Annotated in this window: 24 protein-coding genes; 14 read left to right on the top strand and 10 right to left on the bottom strand. The window is 59.9% G+C overall.

Going from position 1 to position 26,408, the window contains the following annotated elements; genetic code table 11:
- The first annotated feature begins 169 nt into the window (after window positions 1-169).
- Both polA and AB9K37_RS03660 read left to right on the top strand, forming a co-directional pair.
- Window positions 170-2,977, top strand: coding sequence for a DNA polymerase I (gene polA / locus AB9K37_RS03665; RefSeq protein ID WP_369835601.1), 2,808 nt, complete (start codon window positions 170-172; stop codon window positions 2,975-2,977).
- Window positions 2,978-3,048: 71 nt separating this feature from the next.
- Entirely contained in the window at window positions 3,049-3,840 is a 792-nt protein-coding gene (locus AB9K37_RS03660; protein WP_369835600.1) for an alpha/beta hydrolase, read from the top strand.
- A gap of 15 nt (window positions 3,841-3,855) precedes the next feature.
- Here the strand turns inward: AB9K37_RS03660 and AB9K37_RS03655 are convergent, their stop codons facing one another.
- Both AB9K37_RS03655 and AB9K37_RS03650 read right to left on the bottom strand, forming a co-directional pair.
- Window positions 3,856-4,092: a DUF2798 domain-containing protein gene (locus AB9K37_RS03655; protein WP_369835599.1), complete on the bottom strand. Its 237-nt coding sequence runs from the start codon at window positions 4,090-4,092 to the stop codon at window positions 3,856-3,858.
- 92 nt (window positions 4,093-4,184) lie between these two features.
- Window positions 4,185-4,760 carry a DUF1285 domain-containing protein gene (locus AB9K37_RS03650; protein WP_369835598.1) on the bottom strand — a complete coding sequence of 192 codons (576 nt, stop codon included), beginning with the start codon at window positions 4,758-4,760 and terminating at the stop codon, window positions 4,185-4,187.
- 82 nt (window positions 4,761-4,842) lie between these two features.
- Between AB9K37_RS03650 and AB9K37_RS03645 the strand changes: the two genes are divergently transcribed.
- From AB9K37_RS03645 to AB9K37_RS03630, 4 genes are read left to right on the top strand one after another with little or no spacing between them, the layout of a single operon-like run.
- Complete coding sequence (locus tag AB9K37_RS03645; protein WP_369835597.1) at window positions 4,843-5,850, top strand: AAA family ATPase; 1,008 nt, start codon at window positions 4,843-4,845, stop codon at window positions 5,848-5,850.
- On the top strand, window positions 5,847-6,716 hold the full coding sequence (locus AB9K37_RS03640; protein ID WP_369835596.1) for a DUF58 domain-containing protein: 870 nt from the start codon (window positions 5,847-5,849) through the stop codon (window positions 6,714-6,716). Before AB9K37_RS03645 ends, AB9K37_RS03640 begins: the two co-directional genes overlap by 4 nt.
- Entirely contained in the window at window positions 6,717-9,464 is a 2,748-nt protein-coding gene (locus AB9K37_RS03635; protein WP_369835595.1) for a DUF4159 domain-containing protein, read from the top strand.
- Window positions 9,461-11,512 (top strand): hypothetical protein, encoded by a 2,052-nt coding sequence (locus tag AB9K37_RS03630; protein ID WP_369835594.1) that lies wholly within the window; start codon window positions 9,461-9,463, stop codon window positions 11,510-11,512. Before AB9K37_RS03635 ends, AB9K37_RS03630 begins: the two co-directional genes overlap by 4 nt.
- Before the next feature lie 7 nt (window positions 11,513-11,519).
- On the opposite strand, the gene AB9K37_RS03625 is transcribed toward AB9K37_RS03630, so the two are convergent.
- Window positions 11,520-11,786, bottom strand: a complete 267-nt coding sequence (locus tag AB9K37_RS03625) for a hypothetical protein (RefSeq protein WP_369835593.1) — start codon at window positions 11,784-11,786, stop codon at window positions 11,520-11,522.
- 137 nt (window positions 11,787-11,923) lie between these two features.
- Window positions 11,924-12,643: a DUF599 domain-containing protein gene (locus AB9K37_RS03620; RefSeq protein ID WP_369835592.1), complete on the bottom strand. Its 720-nt coding sequence runs from the start codon at window positions 12,641-12,643 to the stop codon at window positions 11,924-11,926.
- A gap of 93 nt (window positions 12,644-12,736) precedes the next feature.
- Between AB9K37_RS03620 and AB9K37_RS03615 the strand changes: the two genes are divergently transcribed.
- The 5 genes from AB9K37_RS03615 to AB9K37_RS03595 all read left to right on the top strand — a co-directional run bounded on the left by AB9K37_RS03615 (window position 12,737) and on the right by AB9K37_RS03595 (window position 18,177).
- A complete protein-coding gene (locus AB9K37_RS03615) occupies window positions 12,737-14,185 on the top strand; it encodes an FAD-linked oxidase C-terminal domain-containing protein (RefSeq protein WP_369835591.1) in 1,449 nt (482 codons plus the stop codon).
- Between the two features lie 84 nt (window positions 14,186-14,269).
- Window positions 14,270-15,382 (top strand): FAD-binding protein, encoded by a 1,113-nt coding sequence (locus AB9K37_RS03610; protein ID WP_369835590.1) that lies wholly within the window; start codon window positions 14,270-14,272, stop codon window positions 15,380-15,382.
- Window positions 15,382-16,698, top strand: a complete 1,317-nt coding sequence (gene glcF, locus AB9K37_RS03605) for a glycolate oxidase subunit GlcF (protein WP_369835589.1) — start codon at window positions 15,382-15,384, stop codon at window positions 16,696-16,698. The genes AB9K37_RS03610 and glcF overlap by 1 nt, the downstream gene beginning before the upstream one ends.
- Before the next feature lie 63 nt (window positions 16,699-16,761).
- Window positions 16,762-17,583 carry a serine protease gene (locus AB9K37_RS03600; RefSeq protein ID WP_369835588.1) on the top strand — a complete coding sequence of 274 codons (822 nt, stop codon included), beginning with the start codon at window positions 16,762-16,764 and terminating at the stop codon, window positions 17,581-17,583.
- A 129-nt stretch (window positions 17,584-17,712) separates the two neighbouring features.
- Window positions 17,713-18,177 carry an Hsp20 family protein gene (locus AB9K37_RS03595; protein WP_369835587.1) on the top strand — a complete coding sequence of 155 codons (465 nt, stop codon included), beginning with the start codon at window positions 17,713-17,715 and terminating at the stop codon, window positions 18,175-18,177.
- A gap of 57 nt (window positions 18,178-18,234) precedes the next feature.
- Here AB9K37_RS03595 and AB9K37_RS03590 read toward each other — a convergent pair whose 3' ends face one another.
- The gene (locus tag AB9K37_RS03590) at window positions 18,235-19,200 is read right to left on the bottom strand and encodes an NAD(P)-dependent alcohol dehydrogenase (RefSeq protein WP_369835586.1); all 966 of its coding nucleotides are present in this window, start codon (window positions 19,198-19,200) and stop codon (window positions 18,235-18,237) included.
- A 98-nt stretch (window positions 19,201-19,298) separates the two neighbouring features.
- On the opposite strand from AB9K37_RS03590, the gene AB9K37_RS03585 reads away from it, so the two are divergent.
- A complete protein-coding gene (locus AB9K37_RS03585) occupies window positions 19,299-20,195 on the top strand; it encodes a LysR family transcriptional regulator (RefSeq protein ID WP_369835585.1) in 897 nt (298 codons plus the stop codon).
- Here the strand turns inward: AB9K37_RS03585 and AB9K37_RS03580 are convergent.
- Complete coding sequence (locus AB9K37_RS03580) at window positions 20,192-21,661, bottom strand: NAD-dependent succinate-semialdehyde dehydrogenase (RefSeq protein WP_369835584.1); 1,470 nt, start codon at window positions 21,659-21,661, stop codon at window positions 20,192-20,194. The two genes, AB9K37_RS03585 and AB9K37_RS03580, sit on opposite strands and share 4 nt — an antisense overlap.
- A 91-nt stretch (window positions 21,662-21,752) precedes the next feature.
- Here AB9K37_RS03580 and AB9K37_RS03575 point away from each other — a divergent pair, with 91 nt between their 5' ends.
- Window positions 21,753-22,529, top strand: a complete 777-nt coding sequence (locus AB9K37_RS03575) for an alpha/beta hydrolase (protein WP_369835583.1) — start codon at window positions 21,753-21,755, stop codon at window positions 22,527-22,529.
- On the opposite strand, the gene AB9K37_RS03570 is transcribed toward AB9K37_RS03575, so the two are convergent.
- From AB9K37_RS03570 to AB9K37_RS03555, 4 genes are all read right to left on the bottom strand, one after another.
- Window positions 22,526-23,284: a MaoC family dehydratase N-terminal domain-containing protein gene (locus AB9K37_RS03570; RefSeq protein WP_369835650.1), complete on the bottom strand. Its 759-nt coding sequence runs from the start codon at window positions 23,282-23,284 to the stop codon at window positions 22,526-22,528. The two genes, AB9K37_RS03575 and AB9K37_RS03570, sit on opposite strands and share 4 nt — an antisense overlap.
- 22 nt (window positions 23,285-23,306) lie before the next feature.
- The gene (locus AB9K37_RS03565; protein WP_369835582.1) at window positions 23,307-23,852 is read right to left on the bottom strand and encodes an NADPH-dependent FMN reductase; all 546 of its coding nucleotides are present in this window, start codon (window positions 23,850-23,852) and stop codon (window positions 23,307-23,309) included.
- Window positions 23,853-24,024: 172 nt separating this feature from the next.
- Complete coding sequence (locus AB9K37_RS03560; protein WP_303968059.1) at window positions 24,025-24,705, bottom strand: OmpA family protein; 681 nt, start codon at window positions 24,703-24,705, stop codon at window positions 24,025-24,027.
- 107 nt (window positions 24,706-24,812) lie between these two features.
- Window positions 24,813-25,700 (bottom strand): methylated-DNA--[protein]-cysteine S-methyltransferase, encoded by an 888-nt coding sequence (locus AB9K37_RS03555; protein WP_369835581.1) that lies wholly within the window; start codon window positions 25,698-25,700, stop codon window positions 24,813-24,815.
- Between the two features lie 52 nt (window positions 25,701-25,752).
- Here AB9K37_RS03555 and nth point away from each other — a divergent pair, with 52 nt between their 5' ends.
- Window positions 25,753-26,397 (top strand): endonuclease III, encoded by a 645-nt coding sequence (nth, locus tag AB9K37_RS03550; protein ID WP_369835580.1) that lies wholly within the window; start codon window positions 25,753-25,755, stop codon window positions 26,395-26,397.
- Window positions 26,398-26,408: the final 11 nt, after the last annotated feature.

The following is a 26,408-nucleotide window of genomic DNA, read 5'->3' as shown; positions in this document are numbered from 1 at the left end:
TCGCAAATTTCCGAATTATCGAAATCGAACTTTCTGAAAATGGGCACGCTCGGATTCTGGTAAATCGAATGGGGCGCACCTCAGGGAAATGCGGTGTCATTGCATCGGCGCTGGAAGAGGCCTTCTGGACGTGGCATTACCGGACCCAACAGCAGGAAGGAGCGCATTCATGAGCACGACATTCGGCAAAGGCTGCCATCTGCACCTCATTGACGGGTCCGCTTTCATTTTTCGGGCCTACCATGCGCTGCCACCGCTGACCCGCAAGTCGGATGGCCTGCCGATCGGGGCGGTCAGCGGCTTCTGCAACATGCTTCAGCGCTATGTCGAGGGCACCTCTGGCTCTGACGCGCCGACCCACCTTGCCGTGATTTTCGACAAGGGCAGCCACACCTTCCGCAATGACATGTACGATCAGTACAAAGCCAACCGCGAGGCGATGCCAGAGGACCTGCGCCCGCAGATCCCGCTGACCCGCGAAGCGACCCGTGCGTTCAACATCGCCTGCGAGGAGATGGAGGGCTACGAGGCCGACGACATTATCGCGACCCTCTGCCATCAGGCGCGGGATGCGGGCGGACGTGTGACCATCGTATCCTCGGACAAGGATTTGATGCAGCTGGTGGGCGATGGCGTCGTGATGTTTGACGCCATGAAGAACAAGCTGATCGACCGCGAAGGCGTCGAGGAGAAATTCGGTGTGGGACCAGAACGCGTCGTGGACGTGCAGGCTTTGGCGGGTGACAGCGTGGACAACGTGCCCGGCGCGCCGGGGATCGGGATCAAGACTGCAGCGCTCTTGATCAACGAATACGGCAGCCTCGAGGACTTGCTCGACCGTGCCGAAGAGATCAAGCAGCCGAAACGGCGCCAGACCCTGATCGAAAAGCGAGAGCAGATCGAGCTGTCCAAGAAGCTTGTAGAGTTGGACTGCAAAACCCCTCTGGAATTCACGCTGGATGATCTGGAAATCCGCGACCCCGATCCAGAGGTACTGCTCGGCTTCCTTGCCAAGATGGAATTCCGCACCCTGACCAAGCGCATCGCCGACGCGCTGGACGCCGAAGCGCCGGTGATCGAGGACAAAGCGCCGACTGTGCCTGCCGCAGCCGACGCCGCTCCGGTCGAGGATATTGCTTTTGAGCCCGAGAACTACACCTGCCTGACCGCCCCCGCGCAGCTGGAAGAGTGGATCGCGGCCATCCGCCAGCAGGGCTATGTGGCGATTGATACGGAAACGACGGCACTGGACGAAATGGTGGCCGACTTGGTCGGCGTCTCCCTGTCCACCGAAGCGGGCAAGGCGTGCTACATTCCCATTGGCCACACCAAGGGCGACGGCGATCTGTTTGGCGGCGCGGAAAAGGCCGAAGGGCAGATGGATTTCGACACCTGCCTGTCGCTGCTGAAACCCGTGCTCGAAGATGCATCCGTTCTGAAGATCTTCCAGAACGCCAAGTACGACATAAAGATTTTCCAGACCTACGGGATCACCGTGCAGGGCATCGCGGACACGATGCTGATGTCCTATGCGTTGTATTCCGGTCTGCACGGACACGGGATGGACGCCCTGTCCGAACGCTATTTGGGACACAAGCCGATCCCGATCAAAGAGCTGATCGGCAGCGGGAAGTCCATGATCACCTTTGACAAGGTCGAGGTGGACAAAGCGACCCGATACGCAGCCGAGGATGCGGACATTACCCTGCGCCTCTGGCACAAATTCCGGCCTGAACTGCACCGCGAAAAAGTCACACGTGTCTACGAACGTCTGGAGCGCCCCTTGGTCCCTGTACTGGCCCAGATGGAGCGAGAGGGCGTGCTGGTGGACCGCGACACCCTAAGCCGGATGTCCAATGCCTTTGCCCAGAAGATGGCGCAGCTCGAGGAAGAGATCCACGAACTGGCGGGCGAGAAGTTCAACGTGGGTAGCCCCAAGCAGCTTGGCGAGATCATGTTCGACAAGCTGGGGTATCAGGGCGGCAAGAAGGGCAAGACCGGCGCCTATGCCACCGGTGCGGATATCCTGGAGGACCTGTCGACCGAGCATGAACTGCCCGGCCGCGTTCTGGACTGGCGTCAGCTGTCCAAGCTGAAATCGACCTACACTGACGCGCTGCAGGACCACATCAACGCCGACACGGGCCGCGTCCACACCAGCTACATGCAGACCGGCGCGGCGACGGGGCGTTTGTCCTCAACCGATCCGAACCTGCAAAACATCCCGATCCGAAGCGAAGAGGGCCGCCGCATCCGCGAGGCCTTTATCGCGCCCGAGGGCAAAGTGCTGGTCGCGCTCGACTACAGCCAGATCGAACTGCGCATTCTGGCGCATGTGGCGGGGATCGACAGCCTGAAAGAAGCCTTCCGCGAGGGGCAGGACATTCACGCCGCCACCGCGTCCGAAATGTTCGGCGTGCCGCTGGACGAGATGACCCCCGAGGTGCGCCGTCAGGCCAAGGCCATCAACTTTGGCGTCATTTACGGCATTTCCGGCTATGGTCTGGCCCGCAACCTGCGCATTCCACGCGGCGAAGCGCAGGGCTTTATCGACCGCTATTTCGAGCGGTTCCCCGGCATCAAGGCCTACATGGACGACACGGTGAAGTTCGCCAAAGAGCACCTGTTCGTCGAAACCATGTTTGGCCGCAAAATCCACACGCCCGAGATCGCGGCCAAGGGGCCGCGGGCCGGTTTTGCCAAGCGTGCGGCGATCAACGCACCGATTCAGGGCACCGCTGCCGATATCATCCGTCGCGCCATGATCCGGATGCCGGATGCGATTGCTGATCTGCCTGCAAAAATGCTGCTACAGGTGCACGACGAATTGCTGTTCGAAGTCGAAGAAGGCGCGGTCGATGATTTGATCAAAACCGCCAAGGATGTGATGGAAAGCTCTGCAATGCCTGCTATCCATTTGGATGTGCCTTTGATCGTCGATGCGGGCCGTGGGCAAAGTTGGGCCGAAGCACACTAATTGAAGAAAGTTCTGGAACAATAACGTGAAATTGGTGTTACCTTTCCGTGATTTCGAGGGGGAGCCAGATTTTGAACGTTCCTAAAAGTGTTGAATTTATTCATCGTGACCTGACTATTCGCGGCAGCTTTTATCAGATCCCTGCGCCGATCGATTATGTGGTTTTGAACCACGGATTTTCGAGCAATCGCTATGGGACAGGCCGATTGTTTGTGCAGTTGGCGCGGGCACTCCACGATGAGGGGTTTGCGGTTGTGACCTTTGACCGTCTGGGCCACGGAGAGAGCGATGGCGACTTTTCCGAGATTTACGCCTCGGACGAAGTGCGCCAGCTTGAAGTGGTGTTGGAAACGCTCAAGCGGCGCAGCGGCAGGCCGGTTCACGTGGTCGGACACTCGCTCGGCGGGATGGCCGCAGCCGTTCTATCTGGTGAGCGGCCAGATTTGGTCAAGTCTCTCACTCTTTGGGCACCTGCTGCTAGCTTCGTCGAGGACATCGCCGCGGGCCATATCATGGGGGACCCGCTGCCCGCGAACCCGGAATCAGAGCTGTTTGATTTTGACGGGCAGGGTGTTGGTGCGTCCTTTATCCGCGATGCAAAGACGTTCGATCCGTATAATGGGGTGGACCGCTTTGATGGACCTGTGCACCTGCACCATTCCGAGGATGATCCAATCGTTCCCGTATCCGCGTCAGAGCGCTATTTGGACATCTGGGGCGCTCAGGCGAAACTGCATCGTTACGAAATCGGTGGACATGGCTGGACACAGCTGGATGCCCGCGCGCGTCTGGTCCAACACACCGTCCGCGACATCGAAGCTGCTTCAAGTATGCTGAATTCCGGCCTGCGTCCGGCCTGCTAGGCGGCCAGATCCCCGTCAGGCGGCGTCAGGTGCGCGGACGACCAAGGCGACCAATCGGCGGGCCACAGGGGCGACCAGCAGCACTGCCGGAAAGGCAACCAGCCAGCTAGAGCCCCATGCGCCCATCCACTCTGCGCCAAAATTTGGGACAAAGCCCAAGGCGCGATACGTCGCGATTCCCGAGACGAGGCAGGACATCATGCCCGACAGGAACAGGCTGAACAGGTATGGGGCGTATTTCGGGTGGATCATTGCTGCGCTCCGATCAGGTGGACGAGACGGCCCAAGCATACTCTTGGTCCTGATGATGTGAAGGCGGCAATGGCGCACAGTCGGGCCTGCGATTATTCCAATTCTTCCGATGGAATGAAGGGGAAGAACTCTGTGCCAGAGACAATTCCGAACCAGCGCATTCCATTATGGTCGCGGTGTTCCCCTCGGTCGATTAGGCGATAGAAGCTTTTGCGATCAATCAGCGCTTCGAGTTCGTCCCGGACGTGCACATAGGGGGCGGGCTCGCCCGTTTCCGGATCACGGACGACGCGGATCGGATGCGCTGTTCCTGCGCTGGTTCGGTCGCCAACATTGGTGACAAAGGTCAAAACCGGTTGGCCATCCGAGTCTGTGACATCAAAATCGATAGCAACGAACGGCGCGTCATCCACTTGAATGCCGACCTTCTCTACGGGGGTCACAAGAAAGTACTTCCCGTCTTCGCGCTTCAAAATGGTTGAAAACAGTCGCACCAGCGGAGCGCGGCCGATGGGCGTTCCGTTGTAGAACCAAGTGCCATCGCGCGCGATACGCATATCCAGATCGCCGCAGAAGGGCGGGTTCCATTTGTGGATCGGAGGCAGACCGCCTTTGGAAGCAGCACGGGCAGCGGCGGCGATGTCATCTGCGGATGGCTTCACGCTCATGTGTTTTTAGTTCCCTTTTGCCATTTCGGAATCCTGAGATACCCTATCTGTATATAGCATTCCCCAGAGCAGGAGCCACACCATGACCGAAACCGCCGATCTGGTGTCCGAAATCGAAACCTTCGAGGAAAAACTGGCTCTTGCCCGCGAGTCGATCACGAAACGGTTTATCGGACAGACGCGTGTCGTGGATCTGACGCTAACCTCTTTGCTCTGCGGGGGGCATGGTCTGCTGATCGGCTTGCCGGGCTTGGGTAAAACGCGATTGGTCGAAACATTGTCGACAGTAATGGGCTTGGACGGCAAGCGGGTTCAGTTCACGCCGGACCTGATGCCGGCGGATATTCTGGGCTCCGAAGTGCTAGAGACCGATGCGGACGGGCGACGTGCGTTCAGGTTCCTTGAAGGGCCGGTATTCTGCCAATTGCTCATGGCTGACGAAATCAACCGTGCCAGCCCGCGCACCCAGTCGGCGCTTTTGCAAGCGATGCAGGAACGCGCTGTGTCCATTGGCGGCGAGACGCGATCACTGCCCGCGCCGTTCCACGTACTGGCGACCCAGAACCCGATCGACCAAGAAGGCACCTATCCGCTGCCCGAGGCGCAGCTTGACCGTTTCCTTGTTCAAATCAACGTACGCTACCCTGATCGCGACACCGAAAAGGCAATCCTGCTGGCCACGACCGGCGCAACCGAAGAGCAGTCGCGTCAAATCTTTACAGCCGATGAACTGGTCGCAGCCCAGAAGCTGCTCCGCCGGATGCCCGTAGGTGACAGTGTGGTCGAGATGATTCTGGATCTGGTGCGGGTATTCCGCCCCGAAGATGCCACTGCTTTGCCCGAAGTCATTCAGGATGTGTCTTGGGGCCCTGGACCCCGTGCGGCACAGGCTCTGATGCTGGCCGTCCGGGCAGAAGCCATGCTGAACGGCCGTCTCGCACCGAGTGCCGAAGATGTGGCGCGTATGGCGGATCCGGTCCTGCGTCACCGGATGCAACTGACATTTGCCGCCCGTGCGCGGGGGCAGCAGATTGAAGATGTGATCGCCAGCGGTGTTGCCCGTATCACAGGGCACGAGGCCGCCGCGTGACCGAGGCCCCCCACCTTCGCAGTCGCGCAGAGGTTCTGGCGGCAGCCTATCCGCCGTTGCTGGCCAGTGCAGAGCGCTTGGCTGCCAACGTGCAACTGGGTGATCATGGTCGCAAACGCGCTGGCGCTGGTGAAGCATTTTGGCAGTACCGACAGCTTCAGACTGGTGACGATGCACGCATGATCGACTGGCGTCGTTCAGCGCGGGGCGAAGAGCAATTTATCAAGCAGCGCGAATGGCAGATCGCACAAAGCGCCTTGCTTTGGGTGGATCAGGCCAGTTCCATGAACTTCGCCAGTGCACAGGGGCTGCCAAGCAAAGCAGACCGCGCGCGCCTGATCGGAATGGCCACCGCTGTGCTGTTGGTACGAGGCGGTGAGCGCGTGGCCTTGGGGGCGGTGTTGCCCCCGCGCCGCGGGACTGGACAACTCGAGAGGATCGCAGGGGCCTTGGTGCAGGACCGCCCCGATGACTATGGCGTGCCTGACCTGTCGCCCATGGTGCCGAACAGCCGCGCGCTGATCGTCTCTGATTTTCTGGGGGATATCGAGCCACTGAAAAAGGTGCTGACCCGCGCAGCAGGCCGCGGCATTCGTGGGGCGCTTTTACAGGTCCTCGACCCGGCCGAAGAAGAATTTCCGTTCCGAGGCCGCACGATCTTCGAAAGCATGAGCGGAGGCGTGCGCCATGAAACGCTGCGGGCCGATACGCTAAGAGAACGTTACCTCTCGCGTTTGGCAGAGCGCAAAGCGGAACTGGCGGATGTCGCCTTGCAGACCGGCTGGATGGTCGGACATCACCACACGTCTGAAACGGCGCAGGGGGCCTTGTTGTGGGTCTATCAAGCCGTGCAGGGGAGCACATAAATGGCGGTTTTCGGAGCTTTGGGATTCGCGGCACCGTGGCTTTTGGCGGGGCTTCTGGCGCTTCCTGTGCTGTGGTTCCTGCTTCGTGCTGTGCCGCCTGCGCCTGTACGGCGCAAATTTCCTGCGGTCTCGTTGCTGCTTGGGCTCAAGGACGACGAACACCAGAGCGACAAGACCCCGTGGTGGCTGCTACTCTTGCGGATGCTGGCAGTTGCGGCGGTGATCATTGGTCTGGCTGGTCCTGTGCTGAATCCGGATTCTCGTCAAAACGGACGCGGGCCATTGCTGGTTGTACTGGATGCAACATGGGCGAGCGCGGCAGACTGGCGTGGGCGCATCGCGCGGCTCGAGCCCATGTTGGCTGAAGCGGGGCGCAATGGCAGATCGGTGGCCGTTCTGTCTTTGACCGCGCCCGCTCAGGTCACCTTTCAGGATGCCTCTGCAGTGATCGAGGGGCTTCCGGGCTTGGTTCCCGCCCCGTGGTCCCCGCGTTTTGACGTGGTGTTGCCTGATGGAAATTTCGAGACGTGGTGGCTGAGCGATGGTCTGGAATATGAAGGCCGTGGAACATTGGCCGAGGATCTGGCCGCGCGTGGTAATCTGACTGTTTTCGAAACAGGTCGCACTCCGGTCGTTCTTCGGACTCCTTTGGCCGAGGGCGGCGAAGTGGCGCTTACTGCGGAGCGGCTTCGACCTGGCGCAGCCGAAGAGATGCAGATCTCTGCTTTGGGCCCTGATCCGTCTGGTGTCGAACGTGTGCTTGGAACTGCGACCGCGCAATTCGAGGCTGGTGCGACCGAAGCAACGACAAACATGGATTTACCTACCGAGTTGCGGGCGCGCGTTGGACGATTTGCAATTGATGGCCTGCGCAGCGCGGGAGCGGTAACACTCACCGATGACCGGATGCAGCGCCGCGAAGTCGCTCTGATTGATGGCGGGCGCGACCGCGAGGCGATCGATCTGTTGTCCCCGCTGCATTATCTGCGGCAAGCGTTGGAACCGACCGCCGATTTGCTGGACGGTAGTCTCGAAGATATCCTACTGGCCAACCCTGACAGCATCATTCTGGCCGACGTGGCGCGTCTTGCACCGCAGGAAGAAGAGCAGCTTTTGGAGTGGATCGAAGGTGGTGGACAGCTGGTCCGCTTTGCCGGTCCCAGACTGGCAGCCAGCGATGTCTCGCGCGACGCGGAGGATCCTTTGCTGCCCGTTCGTCTCAGGGCTGGGGGCCGTAGTGTTGGCGGGGCAATGAGTTGGGGCGATCCCAAAACACTTGCACCGTTCCCAGACAGCAGCCCCTTTGTCGGGCTGGCTTTGCCTGATGATGTGGACGTGACTTCCCAGGTCATGGCGCAACCTGATCCAACGCTCAGCGAACGGGTCATTGCCAGCCTCGCAGATGGGACTCCGCTGGTGACCCGCAAAGCGCATGGGGCGGGGCAAATTGTGCTTTTCCATGTGACTGCAAATGCGGAATGGAGCTCTTTGCCCCTGTCGGGTCTGTTTGTCCAAATGCTGGAACGGCTGTCGATTTCGTCGCGCACAGAGCGGCCAGATGCAGCGCAACTCGAAGGGACAACTTGGCAGCCTGCGCAGGTCCTAGATGGGTTCGGGCGTCTTCAGAGCGGGGACTCTTTGCCCGGCGTGGCAGGCACAAACCTATTTGAGCGCCCTCTCGGAACTGATCTACGTCCCGGTCTTTATGAGTCCGAGGGTCGCCGCCTGTCCCGCAACCTGATCGAAGAGGATACCATTTTGGCGCCTGTCGTCTGGCCTGCATCGGTAACTGTTCAGCCTCTGGTCGCGCCGGATTCACAACCCTTGGGAGGCGTCTTTTTGACCCTTGCAGCGCTTTTGTTGACGGCGGATTTGCTAGCGTCACTCGCTGTGGGCGGCCGTTTACGCCGCGGGGTCGCGGCAACCCTTGCGGGGCTGTTCATCCTCTCTGTGCCGGTCGAAACCCGTGCTCAAGAAGACATGCCTTCGGTTCCTGACGATCAGATTCTGGCTGCGGGCGAGGTGACATTCGCCAACATCCTGACAGGAGACGCGACGCTGGATGCGCTGTCGCTGGCCGCCATGCGCGGGCTGTCTCGGACGCTGTTCGACCGGACCTCTGTCGAGCCAAGCGAGCCACGTTCCGTAGATTTGGAGAGGGATGAACTTGCGTTCTACCCTTTGCTATACTGGCCGATTACGCCGGAACAGCAGCGCCCGTCCGATGCGGCCTACGCAAAGTTGAACGAATACCTTCGCGGTGGCGGCATGGTTCTATTTGATACGCGAGATGCAGATACCTCGCGTTTCGGAGCCAATTCGCCCGAAGGCCAAAAGCTGCGGGAACTGGCTGCGCCTTTGGATATTCCGCCGCTCGAACCCATTCCCGAGGATCATGTTCTGACCCGCGCCTTTTATCTTCTGCAAGATTTTCCGGGCCGCTACAGCAGCCGGGATGTCTGGGTGGAGGCCGCCCCCGAAGATGCCATCCAGATCGAGGGTATGCCGTTCCGTGATCTGAACGACGGCGTAACACCCGTGGTGGTTGGCGGCAATGATTGGGCCAGCGCTTGGGCGATTGACGATGCTGGTTACTCTTTGCGAACGGTCGGGCGGGGTTACACAGGCGAGCGGCAGCGCGAGATGGCATTCCGGTTCGGGGTCAATCTGGTGATGCATGTGCTGACCGGAAATTATAAATCGGATCAGGTACATGTGCCTGCTCTGTTGGACAGGTTGGGTCAATGACATACGAAATCGCATTCGCACCCCTTGTCCCGCTTTGGATCGTGTATGGCGCGGTAGCATTGGCCGTGGCAGTCACAGCACTGGCATATGTCCGCCGGCTCTCTGGGTGGATCTTGCGGGGGCTCGCCCTTGGCGTCATTGCCGCGGCTCTGGCAGGGCCTGCGCTGCAAGAGGAAACAGCGGCGCAACTCTCGGATATCGTATTGTTGGTCGAGGATCGCAGCGCCAGCCAGCGGCTGTCGGACCGGGCATTTCAGACTGCTGAAGCCGCCGAAGCGATGGCGCAGCGCTTGGCTGAACGTCCCAACACTGAAGTGCGTCGGATTACCGTCGGTGACGGGACTGAAAACGCGGGCACTCAAATGATGAGCGCCCTTGCCGAGGCCATCGCCGAAGAGCCGAAAGCCCGTATCGCAGGCGCAATTCTGCTCTCGGATGGACGTCTTCATGATCTGCCCGCTGCGCCTGATTTGCCCGCGCCGCTCCATCTGATGCTGTCCGGTCAGGAAACTGATTGGGACCGGCGGCTGGTGGTAAGCAATGCCCCGGCTTTTGCGATCCTCGGAGAGGAAATTACCCTAACCCTAAGGGTCGAAGATCAGGGCGCGGTCCCAAGCGGAATTGGACCCGCAGAGCTATCGGTTTCCGTTGACGGCGCTCCGGCGCGGACTGTTCTGGTGCCGGTGGGGCAAGACATGGAATTGCCGGTGACCTTGTCCCATGCGGGGCGCAACGTCATCGAATTCAAGGTCACTGCCGCCGAAGGCGAGCTGACCGACCATAACAACAGCGCGCTCGTTCAGATGAATGGCGTGCGGGATCGATTGTCTGTCCTTCTGGTCTCTGGCGTGCCCCACGCGGGCGAGCGGACGTGGCGCAACCTACTGAAGTCCGATAGCTCGGTGGACTTGGTGCATTTCACGATCCTCCGTCCTCCGGAAAAGCAGGATGGCGTGCCGGTCACCGAACTCTCTTTGATCGCGTTTCCAACCAGAGAGCTGTTTCTGGAAAAGATCGACGACTTTGATCTGATTATTTTCGACCGCTACAAACGGAGGGGCATCCTTCCTGCGCTCTATTTGGACAACGTTCGGAATTACATCGAAAACGGTGGGGCGGTTCTGGTCTCGGCCGGGCCGGACTACGCCGGTGCCGAAAGCCTCTTTCGCTCTCCTCTAGGAGAGGTTCTGCCAGGTGAGCCAACAGCGCGTGTTCTCGAACAGGCCTATGTGCCCCGTGTGACTGAAACGGGACAACGCCATCCCGTAACCGAGGGGCTCGCACCCCTTGACGTCGATCCGGATTGGGGCCGTTGGCTGCGCCAGATTGAGGTCGATCCCCAAGGCGGCGATGTGGTGATGTCGGGCATCAATGACCTGCCGCTTTTGATTCTGGATCGTGTAGGAGAGGGGCGTGTTGCGCTGCTTGCGTCCGATCAAGCTTGGCTCTGGGGGCGCGGTTTCGAAGGGGGCGGACCCCAACTGGAACTGCTGCGCCGTCTGGCGCACTGGATGATGGGCGAGCCTGAACTGGAAGAGGAATCGTTAACCGCCGAAGCCATTGGTCAGGAAATTCGCATCGTCAGGCGATCCCTGACCGGAGACGTTGGTGCGGTGACGGTCACAGCGCCCGACGGAACCGAAAGCGAAGTCATTCTCGAAGAAATGTCTCCGGGCCACTACGAGGCTTTGATCACAGGCGATGAAATGGGGCTCTATCGTCTGGCAGAAGGTGAGCACGAGATCGTCATTGGCCTTGGCCCTGCGGCACCCCGCGAGTTCGAAGAGACAATTGCCAGCGGTGCGCTGCTTGATCCTGTTTTGGCTGCCACGGGTGGGGGCGTCTGGCGGATGACTGATGGCCTTCCTTCGATCCGCGACGTGCGCCCGGGTCGTCCTGCGATCGGGCGTGGCTGGATTGGTCTCACGCCGCGGGATGCGTCAGAGGCACGTGATATTAGCCGTGTCCCGTTGCTGCCGGCTTGGATGGTGCTCTTGGTGATCTCTGGTCTGGTGATCGGGGCATGGCTGCGCGAAGGGCGGAACTGAGCCTGACTTAGTTCCGTAGCTTTACCAAGTAACGCGTTTTCGATAGCCCATCACGCTTGCAGTGCAGGCGGATATAGACCCGCCGCAGTCCGTCGGGCACATTCAGGCTGGACAGCGATCGCGTGAAGGGTTGCTCATCTACATGTGGATGCAAGAGCTTGCGCCGACCGATTTCCTGACCCGTCTGAGTTTCGACGATCCAGTAGTCGATATAATGCTGCCATCCCGTGTCTTCGTGGCGCACCGTCACTTCGATCCGCCATCCCATTCCCATGGTTTGGCAGTCGCCTTTTCCACCTTACCCTCCCCCGCTAGAGCAGGAATCGACAAGGGCATAGATAGGAAAATTGAGAGGAATATCGCGGATTTGAGCATGGCCAGACCCTAACATGAGTCTTGGCCTTTCAACTCTCACAAGCCCGTGGGTGGGGGCATTCCGTCGCTGGTATCCATCAGGACTTGGCGGGATTTTGAGGCAAACTCGCGCCGCCACAACACACTCACCGTAAAGACCGTCGCGCCAAACAGGGCCCAAGGGCCGAGCAACCACGCGCTGGCGCCAAGCGAAAAGTAGACCGACCGCAGGCCGCGATTGAATGCGCGTGCGGCGCTGATGTTCAAAGAGGCCGACTTGTCCGCGCGGACATAGGCTGTTGGGTCGTTTGGATCGTTGGAAACGGCGGCCATCAGTACAGCGCAGTAGCCAAAGAGACGGTTGGACCACACGAACTTCAGGAACGCATTGGTCAGAAAGACCATGATGAACAGAATCTTGATTTCCCACACCACAGCAGGCGAGGTGTCGAGTGTCAGATCCTCGGCCACGCCTTGCAGCTGTTCGGAGTTGCCAATTGCTGCGAACCCGCCGCCAAGGGCAATCATGCTGGCCGACGCAAAGAAACTGGTCGCCTGTCGCAAACCGCTCAGGATCGTTGCGTCAAAGATTCGCGGTTGGCGTGTTACCATGTGCTTTAGCCATTCGCGCCGATACTGGGCCATAAGTACCGAAACACTTGGGTTTTTTCCGGGATTTTCGATGCGTAGGCCAATCAGTAGCCACGCGATCACCATCAAGGTGACAGCACAGAAATCTGCGATTTCAAACAGGGTGATACGGTCGAGCCAAGTCATGCCTGCACTGTAGTTTGGACGCTTGGTTCTTGCCAGATGGAAAAATTGGTTATATTTTTTGACCAGACGCGCCAAGTCGAGGAGGAGCCCGCTATGGAAATGCCAGCACCAAACCCCACTATTCTGGCAAAGAAGGCAGAATTGGTCAGGCGACTGTCCGAGGTTTTGCCAGAAGATGCGGTCATCCACGAAGAGTCCGAGACCCGCGCCTATGAATGCGACGCGCTGACGGCGTACCGCTGTCCGCCCTTGGCGGCGGTGTTGCCTGCCTCGACCCAAGAGGTTTCTGAGGTGCTGCGGATTTGCCATGATCTGGGGGTGCCTGTGGTGCCTCGCGGGTCGGGAACCTCGCTCGCGGGTGGGGCGCTGCCAACGGCAGATTCAGTGATCCTTGGCGTGGCGCGTATGAACGAGGTGCTGGAGACCGACTACGACAACCGCTTTATCCGTGTGCAAACCGGACGCACGAACCTGAGTGTCACGGTGGCGGTGGAGGCAGATGGTTTCTTCTACGCGCCTGACCCGTCTTCGCAGTTGGCCTGTGCGATCGCAGGGAACATCGCGATGAATTCGGGTGGGGCCCACTGCTTGAAGTACGGCGTGACCACGAACAACCTGATGGGCGTGACCATGGTGCTGATGGACGGCACCGTCACCGAGATCGGAGGCGCGCATCTGGACGCGGCGGGCTTGGACTTGCTGGGGGTGATCTGTGGGTCCGAAGGGCAGCTTGGTGTCGTGACCGAGGCGACCCTGCGCATTCTGGCAAAACCCGAAGGGGCGTTGCCAGTGCTGATGGGCTTTGACACGAACGAGGGCGCGGGGGCCTGTGTGTCGGATATCATCAAGGCTGGCGTGTTGCCCGTGGCGATCGAATTCATGGACCGCCCTTGCATCGAGGCCTGCGAGGCCTTTGCCAAGGCGGGATACCCCATGTGTGAAGCGCTGCTGATTATCGAGGTCGAGGGTAGCCCCGAGGAAATTCAGCACCAGTTGGGGCTGATCAAAGAGATCGCCGCCGCCCACAACCCCGTGGACTATCGAGAGGCAGCGGATGCAGACGAGGCCTATCGGATTTGGCTGGGGCGCAAGTCTGCCTTTGGCGCGATGGGGCAGATCAACGACTATATGTGCTTGGATGGGACAATCCCCGTTTCGGCCCTGCCCGAAGTGCTGCGCCGGATTGGCGAGCTGTCGAAGCAATATGGGCTCGGCGTGGCAAACGTCTTCCATGCGGGTGACGGCAACATGCATCCGTTGATCCTGTATAATGCGAACGAGCCTGGTCAGTTGGAACTGTGTGAAGCCTTTGGCGCGGACATTTTGCGACTGTGCGTCGAGGTCGGTGGTTGCCTGACCGGTGAGCACGGAGTCGGTATCGAAAAGCGCGATTTGATGGTGGACCAGTTCGATCCGGTTGATCTGGAGGCTCAGATGGCAGTGAAAGACGTGTTTGATCCGGCGTGGCTTTTAAACCCCACCAAGGTCTTTCCGCTGGCGTCGTCCGAGGCGCGCCGCGCTGTGAAAATCGCCGCCGAATGAATGGAAGCCGGGTATGGGGGCTGTCTGCCCCCTCTTGGGCCTAGGGCCCAATTCACCCCCGAGAGTATTTGGACAAAGATGAATATGCGACCTGAGACAGAGGCCGAGTTGGCCGAACTGATTGCAGGGCGGGATGCGCCCTTGTGGATTCGCGGTGGCGGGACTGCTGGGATCGTGCCGCAGGGCACGGATGTCATTGAGACGTCTGGGTTGAAGGGCATCTCGTTATATGAACCAGGCGCGCTGACGCTGGTGGTGAAGGCGGGCACAGCGCTCGGGGAGATTGAAGGGACACTGGCCGCCGAAGGGCAGCGGTTGGCTTTCGAGCCTGCGGATTTACGTGCTGTGCTCGGGACTGATGGGGCGCCCACGATTGGCGGTGTGGTTGCGATGAACGTGAGTGGGCCGCGCCGTATCCAAGCGGGCGCCTGCCGCGATTTTCTGCTGGGTGTGCGCTATGTGGATGGCCTTGGCACCGCAGTTAAAAATGGTGGTCGCGTGATGAAGAACGTGACCGGCTATGATCTGGTCAAACTGATGGCGGGCGCGCACGGCACATTGGGTGTAATGACTGAAGTGTCGATGAAGGTTCTTCCTTTGCCAGAAGCGCAGGGTTGCGTTCTGATTGATGGTCTGTCGCCTGATGACGCCGTTGCTGCGATGTCGGCGGCGCTGGGGTCGCCCTATGACGTGACCGGCGCGGCACATTTGACCGAAGGGATGGACGGCACGCCAGTGACCATGGTGCGTGTCGAGGGCTTTGGCGCGCAAGTGGACTACCGGACCGGCAAGCTGAAGGAGATGCTCGGCCGGTTCGGAGATGTACACGTCGAAACAGATGCAGAGCGGGTGACCGCCGGTTGGGGCTATGTGCGCGATCTGACGGGGTTTGTCGGGGCCAAGGGCGATCTATGGCGAATCTCAGTGAAGCCGTCTGACGGACCCGAGGTTTTAAGGGTGATCGACGCGACCAAAGCTCAGATGGATTGGGGGGGCGGCTTGATTTGGGCTGTGGTGCCCGAGGCATCGGATGTGAGATCGCAGTTGGGTGTGGCTGGTCACGCGACTTTGGTGCGTGGGGCAGGGCAAGCGCGCTTTCATCCGGAAACGCCCGTCAATGCGCGATTGGCCGAGGGCCTGCGCGCGAAATTTGATCCCAAGGGGATTTTTAACCCCGGACTGATGGGAGCCAACTGATGCAGACTTTTTTCACCGACGAACAGCTTCAGGATCCAGGCACCAAGCGCGCCAACGAGGTCCTGCGGACCTGCGTTCACTGTGGGTTTTGTACGGCAACCTGCCCGACCTACCAGGTGCTGGGGGATGAACTGGATAGCCCCCGTGGCCGCATCTATCTGATCAAGGATATGCTGGAAAACAACCGCGTGCCGGACGAAAAAACCGTGCGCCACGTGGACCGTTGCCTGAGTTGTCTGGCTTGCATGACCACATGTCCGTCGGGCGTGCATTACATGCATCTGGTTGACCATGCACGTGCGTACATCGAAAAGAACTATACGCGTCCTTGGCACGACCGCGCCCTGCGCTGGATGCTTGCGCAGATTCTGCCGTACCCCTCGCGCTTCCGGTTCGCGCTTTTCTTGGCAAAACTGGGTCGTCCGTTCAAAGGCTTGGTGCCTGACCCACGATTGAAAGCGATGCTTGAGATGGCGCCCAAATATGTGCCACCCGTCAGCGTCAACGATGCGCCTCAGACTTTCGAACCCGTTGCGAAAAAGAAGATGCGGGTTGCGCTGATGACAGGCTGCGCGCAAAAAGCGCTGAACACTGACATCAATGATGCAACTATACGTTTGCTCCGAAGACTCGGCTGCGAGGTGGTGATCGCGAAAGATGCGGGATGCTGCGGTGCTCTCACGCATCACATGGGGCGTGAAAACGACAGCCATGTCGCTGCGGCGGCAAATATCCGCGCATGGATGAGCGAATACGAGCAGGGCGGTTTGGACGCAATTGTGATCAATACCAGCGGTTGCGGGACGACAGTCAAAGACTATTGGCACATGTTCAGAAACAGTGAGCTGTCTGCCGCGGCCGAGCAAGTTTCCGCTTTGGCAATGGATATCAGCGAGCTTTTGCTCAAGCTCGACATCCCCGAAGGCGAAAACAAGGACTTGCGGGTTGCCTACCACGCGGCATGCTCCCTTCAGCATGGTCAGCAAGTGAAATCCGCGCCGAAAGAGCTGTTGAAGAGAGTTGGTTTTCAGGTGCTTGAACCGCAAGATAGCCATTTGTGTTGCGGGAGCGCGGGAACCTACAACCTGATGCAGCCCGAGATTTCCGGTAAGCTCAAAGAACGAAAAGTGCGCACCCTTGAAGCCATTCAACCAGACGTCATCGCGGCCGGAAATATCGGGTGCATGATGCAGATCGGCTCCGGCACAAAGACGCCGATTGTTCACAGTGTCGAGCTTTTGGATTGGGCGACCGGCGGACCTCTGCCGCGTGCCATGGGGGGTGTTTGCCCCGGAGAAGTCCCGATTTTGGTTTAACCCGCCCTACTTTTGCCTCATCCTGAGATTATTGCGAAAGATGAGTGTAAGTGGAGGTTGGGTTTGCGCTTCATACTGGCAGCAATCGCGCTTTGTTTCGGAATGACTGCGGCCGACGCAGCAAGCGAAACAGAGTTGCGTCGTCTGGAAACTGGCGTCGACAGCCGCGGCTGGGAAGGCGTGGGGCGTCTGGACGTGGGCGGCAAAGGTTTCTGCACAGGTGCCCTTGTTGCGCCTGACCTTGTGCTGACCGCAGCCCACTGCCTGTTCGACAAAGAAACCGGTGAGCGCGTCGATCTGGACCAGATGGAGTTTCTAGCGGGATGGCGGAATGGCCGGGCGCTGGCCTATCGCGGCATACGCCGTGCGGTGACCCATCCCTCTTATCGCTACGATCGCAGCGAAGGCCCGGAGCGCGTGCGTCTGGACCTGGCGTTGCTTGAGTTGGTCCAGCCGATCCGAAACACACAGGTGACGCCCTTCCCGACTGCGCCTCTCCCGCACCGCGGTGCCGAGGTCGGCGTGGTGTCTTACGCCTATGACAGAGCCGAAGCGCCCTCTCTCCAAGAGGTATGCAACGTGATGTCCGTGCAGGATGGCGTGATCGTCCTGTCGTGTGATGTGGACTTCGGGTCCTCTGGGGCGCCCATTTTCCAGATTACGCCGTATGGTGCGAAAATTGTGTCAGTCGTCGCAGCCAAGGCCGAGGTGAATGGCGATCCTGTTGCATTGGGATCTGACCTGTCTTTGGCCTATCGCGAGCTCCGCGCAGAGCTGGAGATGGACAACGTCCGCAACACGATGGGGGCCAAAGGGCCGCGCCATGTGATCGTCGGACAGAACACGCATAGCAATGGCACAGGCGCGAAATTCATTCGCCCCTGACCCTCTTGAAAGCCTGATCAGCCCTTCCCAAATTGTGTTGTGTGGATGCCCATGATGGGGTCCACGCCCACCCCTGCCTGTCCATGACGGAAGGCACAGCAACACAGTTATCGCTTTACGGAGGATGACATGCGTAACTTTGATCTGGCCCCCCTGTATCGGGCCACTGTCGGTTTTGACCAAATTGCGGACCTGATGGACCGGGTTCTGGCGAATGACGCCCCGCAGCCGACCTACCCCCCCTATAACATCGAAAAAACTGCCGACGATGCCTACCGCATCTCAATCGCTGTTGCCGGCTTCGGCGCAGAGGATCTGAGTGTCGAGGTCAAGGAAAAGGCGTTGGTTGTCTCGGCCCGCAAGGGCGACGAAGAGACCCCGCGCACCTACCTGCATCGTGGCATTGCGACCCGCGCGTTTGAGCGCCGCTTCCATCTGGCGGATCATGTCCGCGTCGTTGGCGCGACCCACACCGATGGGATGCTGCACATCGACCTGAAACGGGAAATCCCCGAGGCGCTGAAACCGCGCCGCATTGAGATCGCATCGACCAAGCCTGCGGGCCAGTCGATCGAAGGCCACGCCAACGCGTGACCGCTTGTTCAGGGTGAATGACAGGTGGCTCGGCAGATCGCCGAGCCCCTTTGCTGTTCAGCCAAGAGACAGGACGACCGTCCCGCGCGCATGGCGGGTCTGAACGCGGCTGTGTGCCTCGAACACGTCGATCAGATCGTAAACGCGGTCGACAACGGGGGTTACCTTGCCCTCGGACATCAGAGCGGTCAGTTCCTGCATGTCCTCCGCAGTGTCATCGTTGACGTGCAGCTTCATGCGCTTGCCGCCTTTTTTCTGGGTCATGAGCTGGCGCAACTCCCTCACGCCGAAATTCAGCGGGACGTACAGTCCTGACGGCTTCAACACATTCTGCGCCGTGGCAAAGGAGCTGGCTCCCACGCAATCGAATATCACATCATAGGTGTCTTTGCCCGACAGGGGATCGGTTTCGTGGTAGTTGATGACCTCATCTGCGCCAAGGGATTGTGCCAGCTCCTCGCTAGTGCTGCCACATACGGCAGTTACGTGTGCGCCCTTGCCCTTGGCGATCTGCGTGGCATAGGCCCCGACGCCGCCTGTAGCACCGATGATCAGGATGCGCTGGCCATTTTTCAGTTCAGCCACATCACGCAGAAACACGAGCGCGCAAAGCCCGCCAAAGGGCACTGCCGCCGCGTCCGCATAGTCCAGACCCTCTGGCATCACGGCGAGAGCTCGGTCCTCGTGGATGGTCAGGTATTCGGCGTGGGCTCCACCGCCAGAGAAGCCAAAGACCTTCTGACCCATTTTGAACTTGGTGACGCCCGCGCCGACCTCGGTCACTTCGCCCGCAAAGGTCATCCCGAGGATGGGCTTGCGCGGCCGGAAGAGACCGAACATCAACCGTCCCACGATCCACAGTCCACCGGGGAAATCCGACGCGCGCAGACGCCAGTCTGCGGTGGTCACGGCACTGGCATGAACGCGGATCTGGATTTCTTTGGCCTTGGGTTCGGGGGTCGGACGCAGCTCTAGCCGCAATACATCCGGCGCCCCGTACGATTTGTACGAAACTGATTTCATCTGAGAATGTCCTGAATGGTGTGATCTTTAGTCGAAATTAACTAGAATCGGTCCATTAAAAAATTATCGAAATTCAGACCGGACATATACAGATTCGCATGGATTGGACCCGCGTAAAATTTGACTGGAACCACGCAAGAGCGTTTTTGGTCACCGCAGAAGAGGGCTCTTTGTCCGCTGCCGCCCGCGCTTTGGGCATGACGCAGCCGACTTTGGGGCGTCAGGTGGCTGCTCTTGAGGACGAGTTGGGGATTGCCCTGTTCGACCGCGTGGGGCGTGGGCTGGAGCTGACAGAGTCCGGTGACAGTCTTCTGGCTCATGTCCGCGCAATGGCCGAGGCGGCAGGCAGTTTGTCTTTGACCGCCACGGGCAAATCCCAGTCCATTGAGGGCACAATCCGCATCACTGCCAGCGAGATTTACGCGGCTTATCTGCTGCCGCCCATCTTGCCGCTGATCCGCCAGAAAGCGCCTGATTTGACGGTCGAGATCGTGGCCAAGAACGATATTTCGGACCTGCAACGGCGTGAGGCAGACATCGCCCTGCGCAATGCGCCGCCCGAGGGCGATACCCTGATCGCCCGCAAAATTACCGAGGATTACGGATACCTCTTCTCGACCGAGGATTACGCGGAAAAGCTGGGGGACCTGCGGGACGAAGGCAACCTGCAGCGCGCCAGCTTCATCGGGATGGAGCATAACGACCGCTTGATCGGTGGACTGAATAAGATGGGGCTGGGGGTGACCACGCAGAACTTCCCCTATCAAACCAGTGATCATCTGGTGCATTGGGAAATGGCCAAGCAAGGGCTCGGCGTGGGGATCGTTCCGGTGTGGCTTGGGGACTCAACGCGAGACATGGCGCGGGTCGATTGCGGGCTGGACCCGATCTCTTATCCCGTCTGGCTGGTCGCTCACAAAGAGCTGCAGACCAGCCGAAAAATCCGGCTGGTCTTTGATCTACTGGCGGCTGAGGTGCCGCGCCTGCTGGGTTAGACCGACAGGCAGACGTATTTCAGCTCGAGATATTCTTCGATACCGTGGTGGCTGCCCTCGCGGCCCAGACCCGACTGTTTCACGCCGCCAAAGGGCGCTTGCTCGGTCGAGATAATGCCGGTGTTCACGCCCACGATGCCATATTCCAGCGCCTCGGAAACCTTGTGCACGCGGCTTAGGTCCTTGGCGTAGAAATAGGCGGCGAGGCCAAAGATGGTGTCGTTCGCCATTTCGATCACGTCATCCACATCGCTAAAGCGGAAGAGGGGTGCGAAGGGGCCAAAGGTTTCCTCTTTCGACACCTTCATGTCCTGAGTCACGCCGGTCACGATTGTCGGCTCGTAGAAGGTGCCACCTTTTTCGTGGGGCTTGCCCCCAAGGATCACGGTCGCGCCCTTGGATACGGCGTCCTGCAGGTGGTCTTCGACCTTTTCCACGGCCTTTTCGGTGATCAGCGGGCCCAGATCGGTGCCGTCTTCCAGACCATTGCCAACCTTCATCGCGGCGACCTTGGCGCGCAGTTTCTCGGCAAAGGCGTCGTACACGCCGCCCTGCACATAGATGCGGTTCGCGCAGACGCAGGTCTGGCCGTTGTTGCGGAACTTGCAGGCGATCGCGCCCTCGACCGCGGCGTCCAGATCGGCGTCGTCAAAGACAATAAAGGGCGCGTTGCCCCCCAGCTCCATGCTGCACTTCATGACCTGATCGGCGGCCTGACGCAGCAGAATGCGGCCCACGCCGGTCGAGCCGGTAAAGGTCAGCTTGCGCACGCTCGGGTTCTCGCAGAATTCCTGACCGATGCCAGCGGCGTCCGAGGCGGGCAGGATCGACAGGATGCCCTTGGGTAGTCCCGCACGTTCGGCCAATACGGCCAGAGCCAGCGCCGAAAGCGGGGTTTCCGAGGCGGGGCGCGCAACGAACGAACAGCCCGCCGCGATGGCGGGGCCGCACTTGCGAGTGATCATCGCGGTGGGGAAGTTCCAAGGCGTGATCGAGCCAACGACACCGATGGGCTGCTTGAGCACGTGGATGCGCTTGTCGGGCTGGTGGCCGGGGATGATCTCACCCAGAATGCGCTTGGCCTCTTCGGCGTAGAATTCGATGAAGCTGGCGCCATAACTGATCTCGCCTCGCGCCTCGGCCAAGGGCTTGCCTTGCTCGGCGGTCATGATCTTGGCCAGGTCTTCTTGGTTTTCCATGATCAGATTGAACCACGCGCGCATCACATTCGAGCGGTCCTTGGCGGTGCGGGCGGCCCATTCCTTTTGGGCGAGGCGGCCTTTTTCGACGGCGTCGGCGGTTTGTTCGCGGGTCACGTCGGCGACCATTGCCAATACTTCGCCGGTGGCGGGGTTGGTCACTTCGAATTGACCGCCTGCGCCGTGCACCCAGTCTCCGGCCATATAGGCTTGGGTGGCAATCAGGCTGGGATCCGCCAGAAGTTCGGAGAGGGGCGATGTGGTCATAAGAGCCTCCGTTGGCATTCGTATTTCATTTTCCGCTGGCATAGCAGAAGCAGGCCTCGCTACACTTGTCCAGCGAACAGGAGTGTCAGGTATGAACTTGGATCGTGCATACGAGAACACAGCGTTTATTCCGGACGGAAGTTCCTTTCCCGCGCGATGGAATGCGCAGGCAGAGGCGTTTCGGATCGCGCATTCGGGTTTGTCGCGGCTGGATCGGCCCTACGGCGAGGGTGCGCGCCAGAAGTACGATCTATTTTTGCCCGATGGTCCTGCGCAGGGCACACTGATCTTTGTCCACGGCGGCTATTGGAAGGCCTTTGACAAGTCCACGTGGTCGCATCTGGCGTCTGGCGCTGTCGCGCGCGGGTGGGCCGTGGTGATGCCAAGCTACACCCTATGTCCCGAAGCGCGCATTGCCGAGATCGGGGCAGAGATTGCATCAGTCGTCACCCAAATAGCCGAGACGTCAAAAGGACCGCTGGTTCTGACAGGACATAGTGCGGGCGGGCATCTGGTGGCGCGCGCCGCAGCGGGTTTGCTACCTGCGAGCGTCATGCACCGTATCCGGCGGGTCGTTCCGATTTCGCCCGTGGCGGACTTAGAGCCACTGATGCATACCTCAATGAACGAAATCCTACGGATTGATGCGGATGAAGCTCTGCGAGAGAGCCCCGTCGCCTTGGCCAAGCCGGATGTGCCCGTCACTGTCTGGGTTGGCGGAGCAGAGCGCCCCGCATTTATCGAACAAGCGGCCAAGCTCGCGCGGGTTTGGGACTGTGGGCTCGAGATTGCGGATGGGCGGCACCATTTCGACGTGATCGATGCGCTGGACCGCAATGGCAAGCTTTTGAACTTCTTGCTGGCCTAGATGCGGGCTACGGCTTGCATGCATTGGCGTCCGTCTGGTCCGCGTACCCACATTGCGCCATCGGTCCCAAGGCAAAAGGCGATGTGTTCACCATGCAGGGCAGGGGCCGTGGCGCGGAACTCAAATGATGTCAGGGGACCAAGAGCGCGCTCGGCCAGCAGCATCAGCAATTGCGCCAACAGCGGGCCGTGAACCACAAGCCCGTCATAGCCCTCCACCTCCCGGCAGTAGTCCAGATCATAGTGAATACGGTGACCGTTGAAGGTCAGCGCCGAATAGCGAAACAGATCGGTGCTAGAGAAACTGCGTTCCAGCAGGATCTCGCCGTCATCGCGCGCCATCGGCGGTGTCGCGGGACGCGCGTCCGGCTCAGGGTCGTTCAGGTAGACGATGTCCTGATACTCTGTGACACAAAGCTTGTTATTCTGGCGGATGTCGTGGCGGAGGGTGACAAACCCTAAGGGACCAGAGCGCCCCTGTTTGTGCGCGGTCTTGTCTACAGCTGTTGTTTTCTCGGCGGTTTGCCCAAGGTGCACCGGAGCGTGAAATTCGAGCCGGCCGCCCGCCCACATCCGACGCGGCAGTCCCATGTCAGGCATAATGCCCTGTCCGACTTTGGGATGCCCATCACGCCCAAGCCCCGCATTCTCGACCGGATCCCAGAAGTAGATCTGATGAAAGAAGGGCGGCATGGTTTCCGCGATGTCGGGCATCCCCAGACTTGCCGCCAACGCCTGAGCGCGGGCGGGGTCCATAATATCGGTCAGGGTGGTGGCGTTAGCCAAGGGCGATTTCCTTTTTCAGGCGATCAATCAGCCCCGACAGCATCTTCTGAGACATCTCGTTCTTCAAGTGCCCTTCGTCGTCAAACGCTTCATGCGCTTGGGCGATGGTCAGCAGGGGGCCGGGGATGATGCGGGCTTGGTGGGGAACCAAGCAGGTGCGGGTCATCAGTTGGCCAGACTCGCCGCCCGTGCGGCCCATGTTTGCGGACATCACCAGCACCGGTTTATCGGCAAGCGGATTTGTCTTGGTGCGGCTCAGCCAGTCGAGCGCGTTCTTCAGTACGCCAGTGATCCCTTTGTTGTATTCGGGCGAGGACAGGATGACCGCATCGGCCTGTGCGATCTGATCAGCCAGTGTCGTGACGGCGTCTGGCACGCCGTTCGCCTCTTCGTCGTCCCCATCATAGAGGGGCAGCTTCAGGTCGCCTTCAAGGAAGGTCGCATCGCCATAAACGCGCTTGGCCTCGGCCAAAAGCATACGGTTGTAAGAGCCCTTGCGCAGAGAGCCGGACAGCAAAAGAATTGTGGAATCGGACATTGGGAAGCCTCTGAATTAAAATACGTTTCCTCCTATAGATAGGCCGAGTGATGCGCCGCTCCAGATCAATTTTCGCAGGGGTTCAGCGCTCTGACGCATAGGCGAAGACCAACGCAAAAACGCCCGACCAAATTGGCCGGGCGCTTTGAAAATCGACAGGCGAAGTAGCCTATCAGTTGTTCGGGATGATGACGATTTCGACGCGGCGGTTCGCTGCGCGGCCCTCGGGGGTCAGGTTGGTCGCGATCGGTGCATCTTCGCCGCGGCCAATGGTCGACACGCGGCTGTAGGACACGCCGTTCTGGAAGAGCACGTCTGCAACTGCCGATGCGCGGCGCTGCGAAAGGTCTTGGTTGTAGCCTGCGTCGCCCACGTTGTCGGTGTGACCGATGACCTGCACGCGCGAGTTGGGGTAGCTGTTCAGGTTGTTTGCCAGAGCGGCCAGATCGCCACGCAGTGCGCCGCTGACGGCGGTGCTGTCGGTTGCAAACAGGATGCTCTGGGGCATGGTCACAACCAGACGGTCACCGGTGTTGGTCACGTCGATCGCGCTGTTGTTCATGCTGTTACGGAGCTCAGCCGCCTGCTTGTCCAGCTGGTTGCCGATGATGGCACCTGCGCCGGCACCCAGTGCCGCGCCGATGGCTGCACCGCGCAGTTTGTCCGAACGGTCGTCGCCGCCGGTGATCGCACCCGCCAGACCACCGATCGCCGCGCCCGCCAGCGCGCCTTGCTTGGCACGGGCATTGGGGTCCTGATAGCCGCCACCGCTGTTCAGGTAGGCGGGATCGGTACATGCCGACAAGCCCATCAGAGCGGTCATTGCGGTTGCGATAATAATGCGGTTCTTCATGGCAGTGCCTCTTCCTTCACGGGCGATACGCCCTTTTGATCTGTCTATATCCTAATGCCAGAGGCGCAGGAAAGTTTCATGAAGGTGTTTAGGCAAGCCTTTGCCCGTCACTTTTCCGCTATATTTGCGTCAGCCCGCGCGGACTCGTATGCCAGCATGGCGCGTTTGACAGGCAGGCCCCAGTGATAGCCTCCCAACTCGCCGCTTTTGCGCAGGGCGCGGTGGCATGGGATCAAATAGCTGATGGGGTTCCGGCCCACGGCGGTGCCCACAGCGCGAACCGCTTTTGGCGACCCCACGCGGGTCGCGATTTCGGAGTAGGTTGTTACGTGGCCTTCGGGGATGTTCAGCAAGGCTTCCCAGACTTTAATCTGGAAGGGGGCTCCGATCATGTGAAGGCGCGTTTCCCCGCGGCCCGCCATGGCAGCGTCGAAGAGGGGGGCGATTCTGTCGCTGCTTTGTACAAACTGCGCTTTGGGCCAGCGCTTCGCCAGATCGTCAAAGGCCACGTCGCGCCCCATCTCGGACCCGAAGGCCAGCCCGCAAATGCCACGCTCTGTCCCCATGACCAGCGCGGGGCCAAAGGGGCTGTCGAACCAGTCCCATTCAATCACCAGCCCCTCGCCGCCACGGGCGAAATCACCGGGGCTCATGGCCTCCCACCGGACGAACAGATCATGCAGACGGCTGGACCCGGACAGGCCGACCTCGTCTGCGACCGCCAGCGTTGTCATGCGCTCTGACAGCATCCGTTTGGCCTGACCCAGTTGCAGGTACTGCTGGTAGCGTTTGGGCGAAATGCCGACCCACGCCGAAAACAGCCGCTGGAAGTGCGCGGGGCTCATGTCCATCCGTTCGGCCAGTCCCTCTAGGGTCAAGGGTCCCTCGGCGCTGTCGATCAGATCAATCGCCCTGCGCATGGCGCCGTAATGATAAGAACTGTCCACCAAGTTGCCTCCTGTCGATCTTGGGCCATCTGTGCCATGAATGTGCATCAGCGGGCGACCCGAATGTTGCGCAAATGAAATTCTCGGGGCATGAGGAAGCATGGCCAAACAACTCGATTACATGACAATGCGCGAGATCTTCTCGCGCTTTCAGGCAGCCGAAGCCGAGCCCAGGGGCGAGCTGAACCACGTCAACGCTTACACGTTGGTCGTGGCCGTTGCGCTGTCGGCTCAGGCCACGGACGCTGGCGTGAACAAGGCGACGGCCAAGCTGTTCGAAATCGCCGACACCCCGCAAAAGATGCTGGATTTGGGCGAAGAGGCGGTGATCGAGCATATCAAGACCATCGGTCTGTATCGGAACAAAGCCAAGAATGTCATCAAGCTCAGCCGCATTCTGGTGGACCAGTACGGCGGCGAGGTTCCCAATTCCCGCGCCGCGCTGGAGAGCCTGCCGGGCGTGGGGCGCAAGACTGCAAACGTGGTGCTGAATATGTGGTGGCATTATCCGGCTCAGGCGGTGGACACGCACATCTACCGTTTGGGCAACCGTAGCGGCATCGCCCCGGGCAAGGACGTGGTCGCCGTAGAGCGCGCGATCGAGGATAACGTGCCCGTCGATTTCCAGCAGCACGCCCATCACTGGATGATCCTGCATGGCCGCTACGTCTGCGTGGCGCGCAAGCCCAAATGCGGCAATTGCATCATCCGAGACCTCTGCCAATTCGAGGACAAGGTCCTCTGACCCAAAGGAAC

Origin of the sequence: Donghicola sp. XS_ASV15 (genome assembly GCF_041224595.1) — a bacterium.
Lineage (GTDB): Bacteria > Pseudomonadota > Alphaproteobacteria > Rhodobacterales > Rhodobacteraceae > Donghicola.
This window is presented reverse-complemented; position numbering and strand designations above follow the sequence as displayed.

What these genes read in the sequence shown, in the direction of transcription:
- polA (WP_369835601.1), top strand. Translation starts at nt 170, where the DNA reads ATGAGCACGACATTCGGCAAAGGCTGCCATCTGCACCTCATTGACGGG.
- AB9K37_RS03655 (WP_369835599.1), bottom strand. Translation starts at nt 4,092, where the DNA reads ATGATCCACCCGAAATACGCCCCATACCTGTTCAGCCTGTTCCTGTCG.
- AB9K37_RS03650 (WP_369835598.1), bottom strand. Translation starts at nt 4,760, where the DNA reads ATGAGCGTGAAGCCATCCGCAGATGACATCGCCGCCGCTGCCCGTGCT.
- AB9K37_RS03645 (WP_369835597.1), top strand. Translation starts at nt 4,843, where the DNA reads ATGACCGAAACCGCCGATCTGGTGTCCGAAATCGAAACCTTCGAGGAA.
- AB9K37_RS03635 (WP_369835595.1), top strand. Translation starts at nt 6,717, where the DNA reads ATGGCGGTTTTCGGAGCTTTGGGATTCGCGGCACCGTGGCTTTTGGCG.
- AB9K37_RS03630 (WP_369835594.1), top strand. Translation starts at nt 9,461, where the DNA reads ATGACATACGAAATCGCATTCGCACCCCTTGTCCCGCTTTGGATCGTG.
- AB9K37_RS03625 (WP_369835593.1), bottom strand. Translation starts at nt 11,786, where the DNA reads ATGGGAATGGGATGGCGGATCGAAGTGACGGTGCGCCACGAAGACACG.
- AB9K37_RS03620 (WP_369835592.1), bottom strand. Translation starts at nt 12,643, where the DNA reads ATGACTTGGCTCGACCGTATCACCCTGTTTGAAATCGCAGATTTCTGT.
- AB9K37_RS03615 (WP_369835591.1), top strand. Translation starts at nt 12,737, where the DNA reads ATGGAAATGCCAGCACCAAACCCCACTATTCTGGCAAAGAAGGCAGAA.
- AB9K37_RS03610 (WP_369835590.1), top strand. Translation starts at nt 14,270, where the DNA reads ATGCGACCTGAGACAGAGGCCGAGTTGGCCGAACTGATTGCAGGGCGG.
- glcF (WP_369835589.1), top strand. Translation starts at nt 15,382, where the DNA reads ATGCAGACTTTTTTCACCGACGAACAGCTTCAGGATCCAGGCACCAAG.
- AB9K37_RS03595 (WP_369835587.1), top strand. Translation starts at nt 17,713, where the DNA reads ATGCGTAACTTTGATCTGGCCCCCCTGTATCGGGCCACTGTCGGTTTT.
- AB9K37_RS03590 (WP_369835586.1), bottom strand. Translation starts at nt 19,200, where the DNA reads ATGAAATCAGTTTCGTACAAATCGTACGGGGCGCCGGATGTATTGCGG.
- AB9K37_RS03585 (WP_369835585.1), top strand. Translation starts at nt 19,299, where the DNA reads ATGGATTGGACCCGCGTAAAATTTGACTGGAACCACGCAAGAGCGTTT.
- AB9K37_RS03580 (WP_369835584.1), bottom strand. Translation starts at nt 21,661, where the DNA reads ATGACCACATCGCCCCTCTCCGAACTTCTGGCGGATCCCAGCCTGATT.
- AB9K37_RS03575 (WP_369835583.1), top strand. Translation starts at nt 21,753, where the DNA reads ATGAACTTGGATCGTGCATACGAGAACACAGCGTTTATTCCGGACGGA.
- AB9K37_RS03570 (WP_369835650.1), bottom strand. Translation starts at nt 23,284, where the DNA reads ATGGACCCCGCCCGCGCTCAGGCGTTGGCGGCAAGTCTGGGGATGCCC.
- AB9K37_RS03565 (WP_369835582.1), bottom strand. Translation starts at nt 23,852, where the DNA reads ATGTCCGATTCCACAATTCTTTTGCTGTCCGGCTCTCTGCGCAAGGGC.
- AB9K37_RS03560 (WP_303968059.1), bottom strand. Translation starts at nt 24,705, where the DNA reads ATGAAGAACCGCATTATTATCGCAACCGCAATGACCGCTCTGATGGGC.
- AB9K37_RS03555 (WP_369835581.1), bottom strand. Translation starts at nt 25,700, where the DNA reads ATGCACATTCATGGCACAGATGGCCCAAGATCGACAGGAGGCAACTTG.
- nth (WP_369835580.1), top strand. Translation starts at nt 25,753, where the DNA reads ATGGCCAAACAACTCGATTACATGACAATGCGCGAGATCTTCTCGCGC.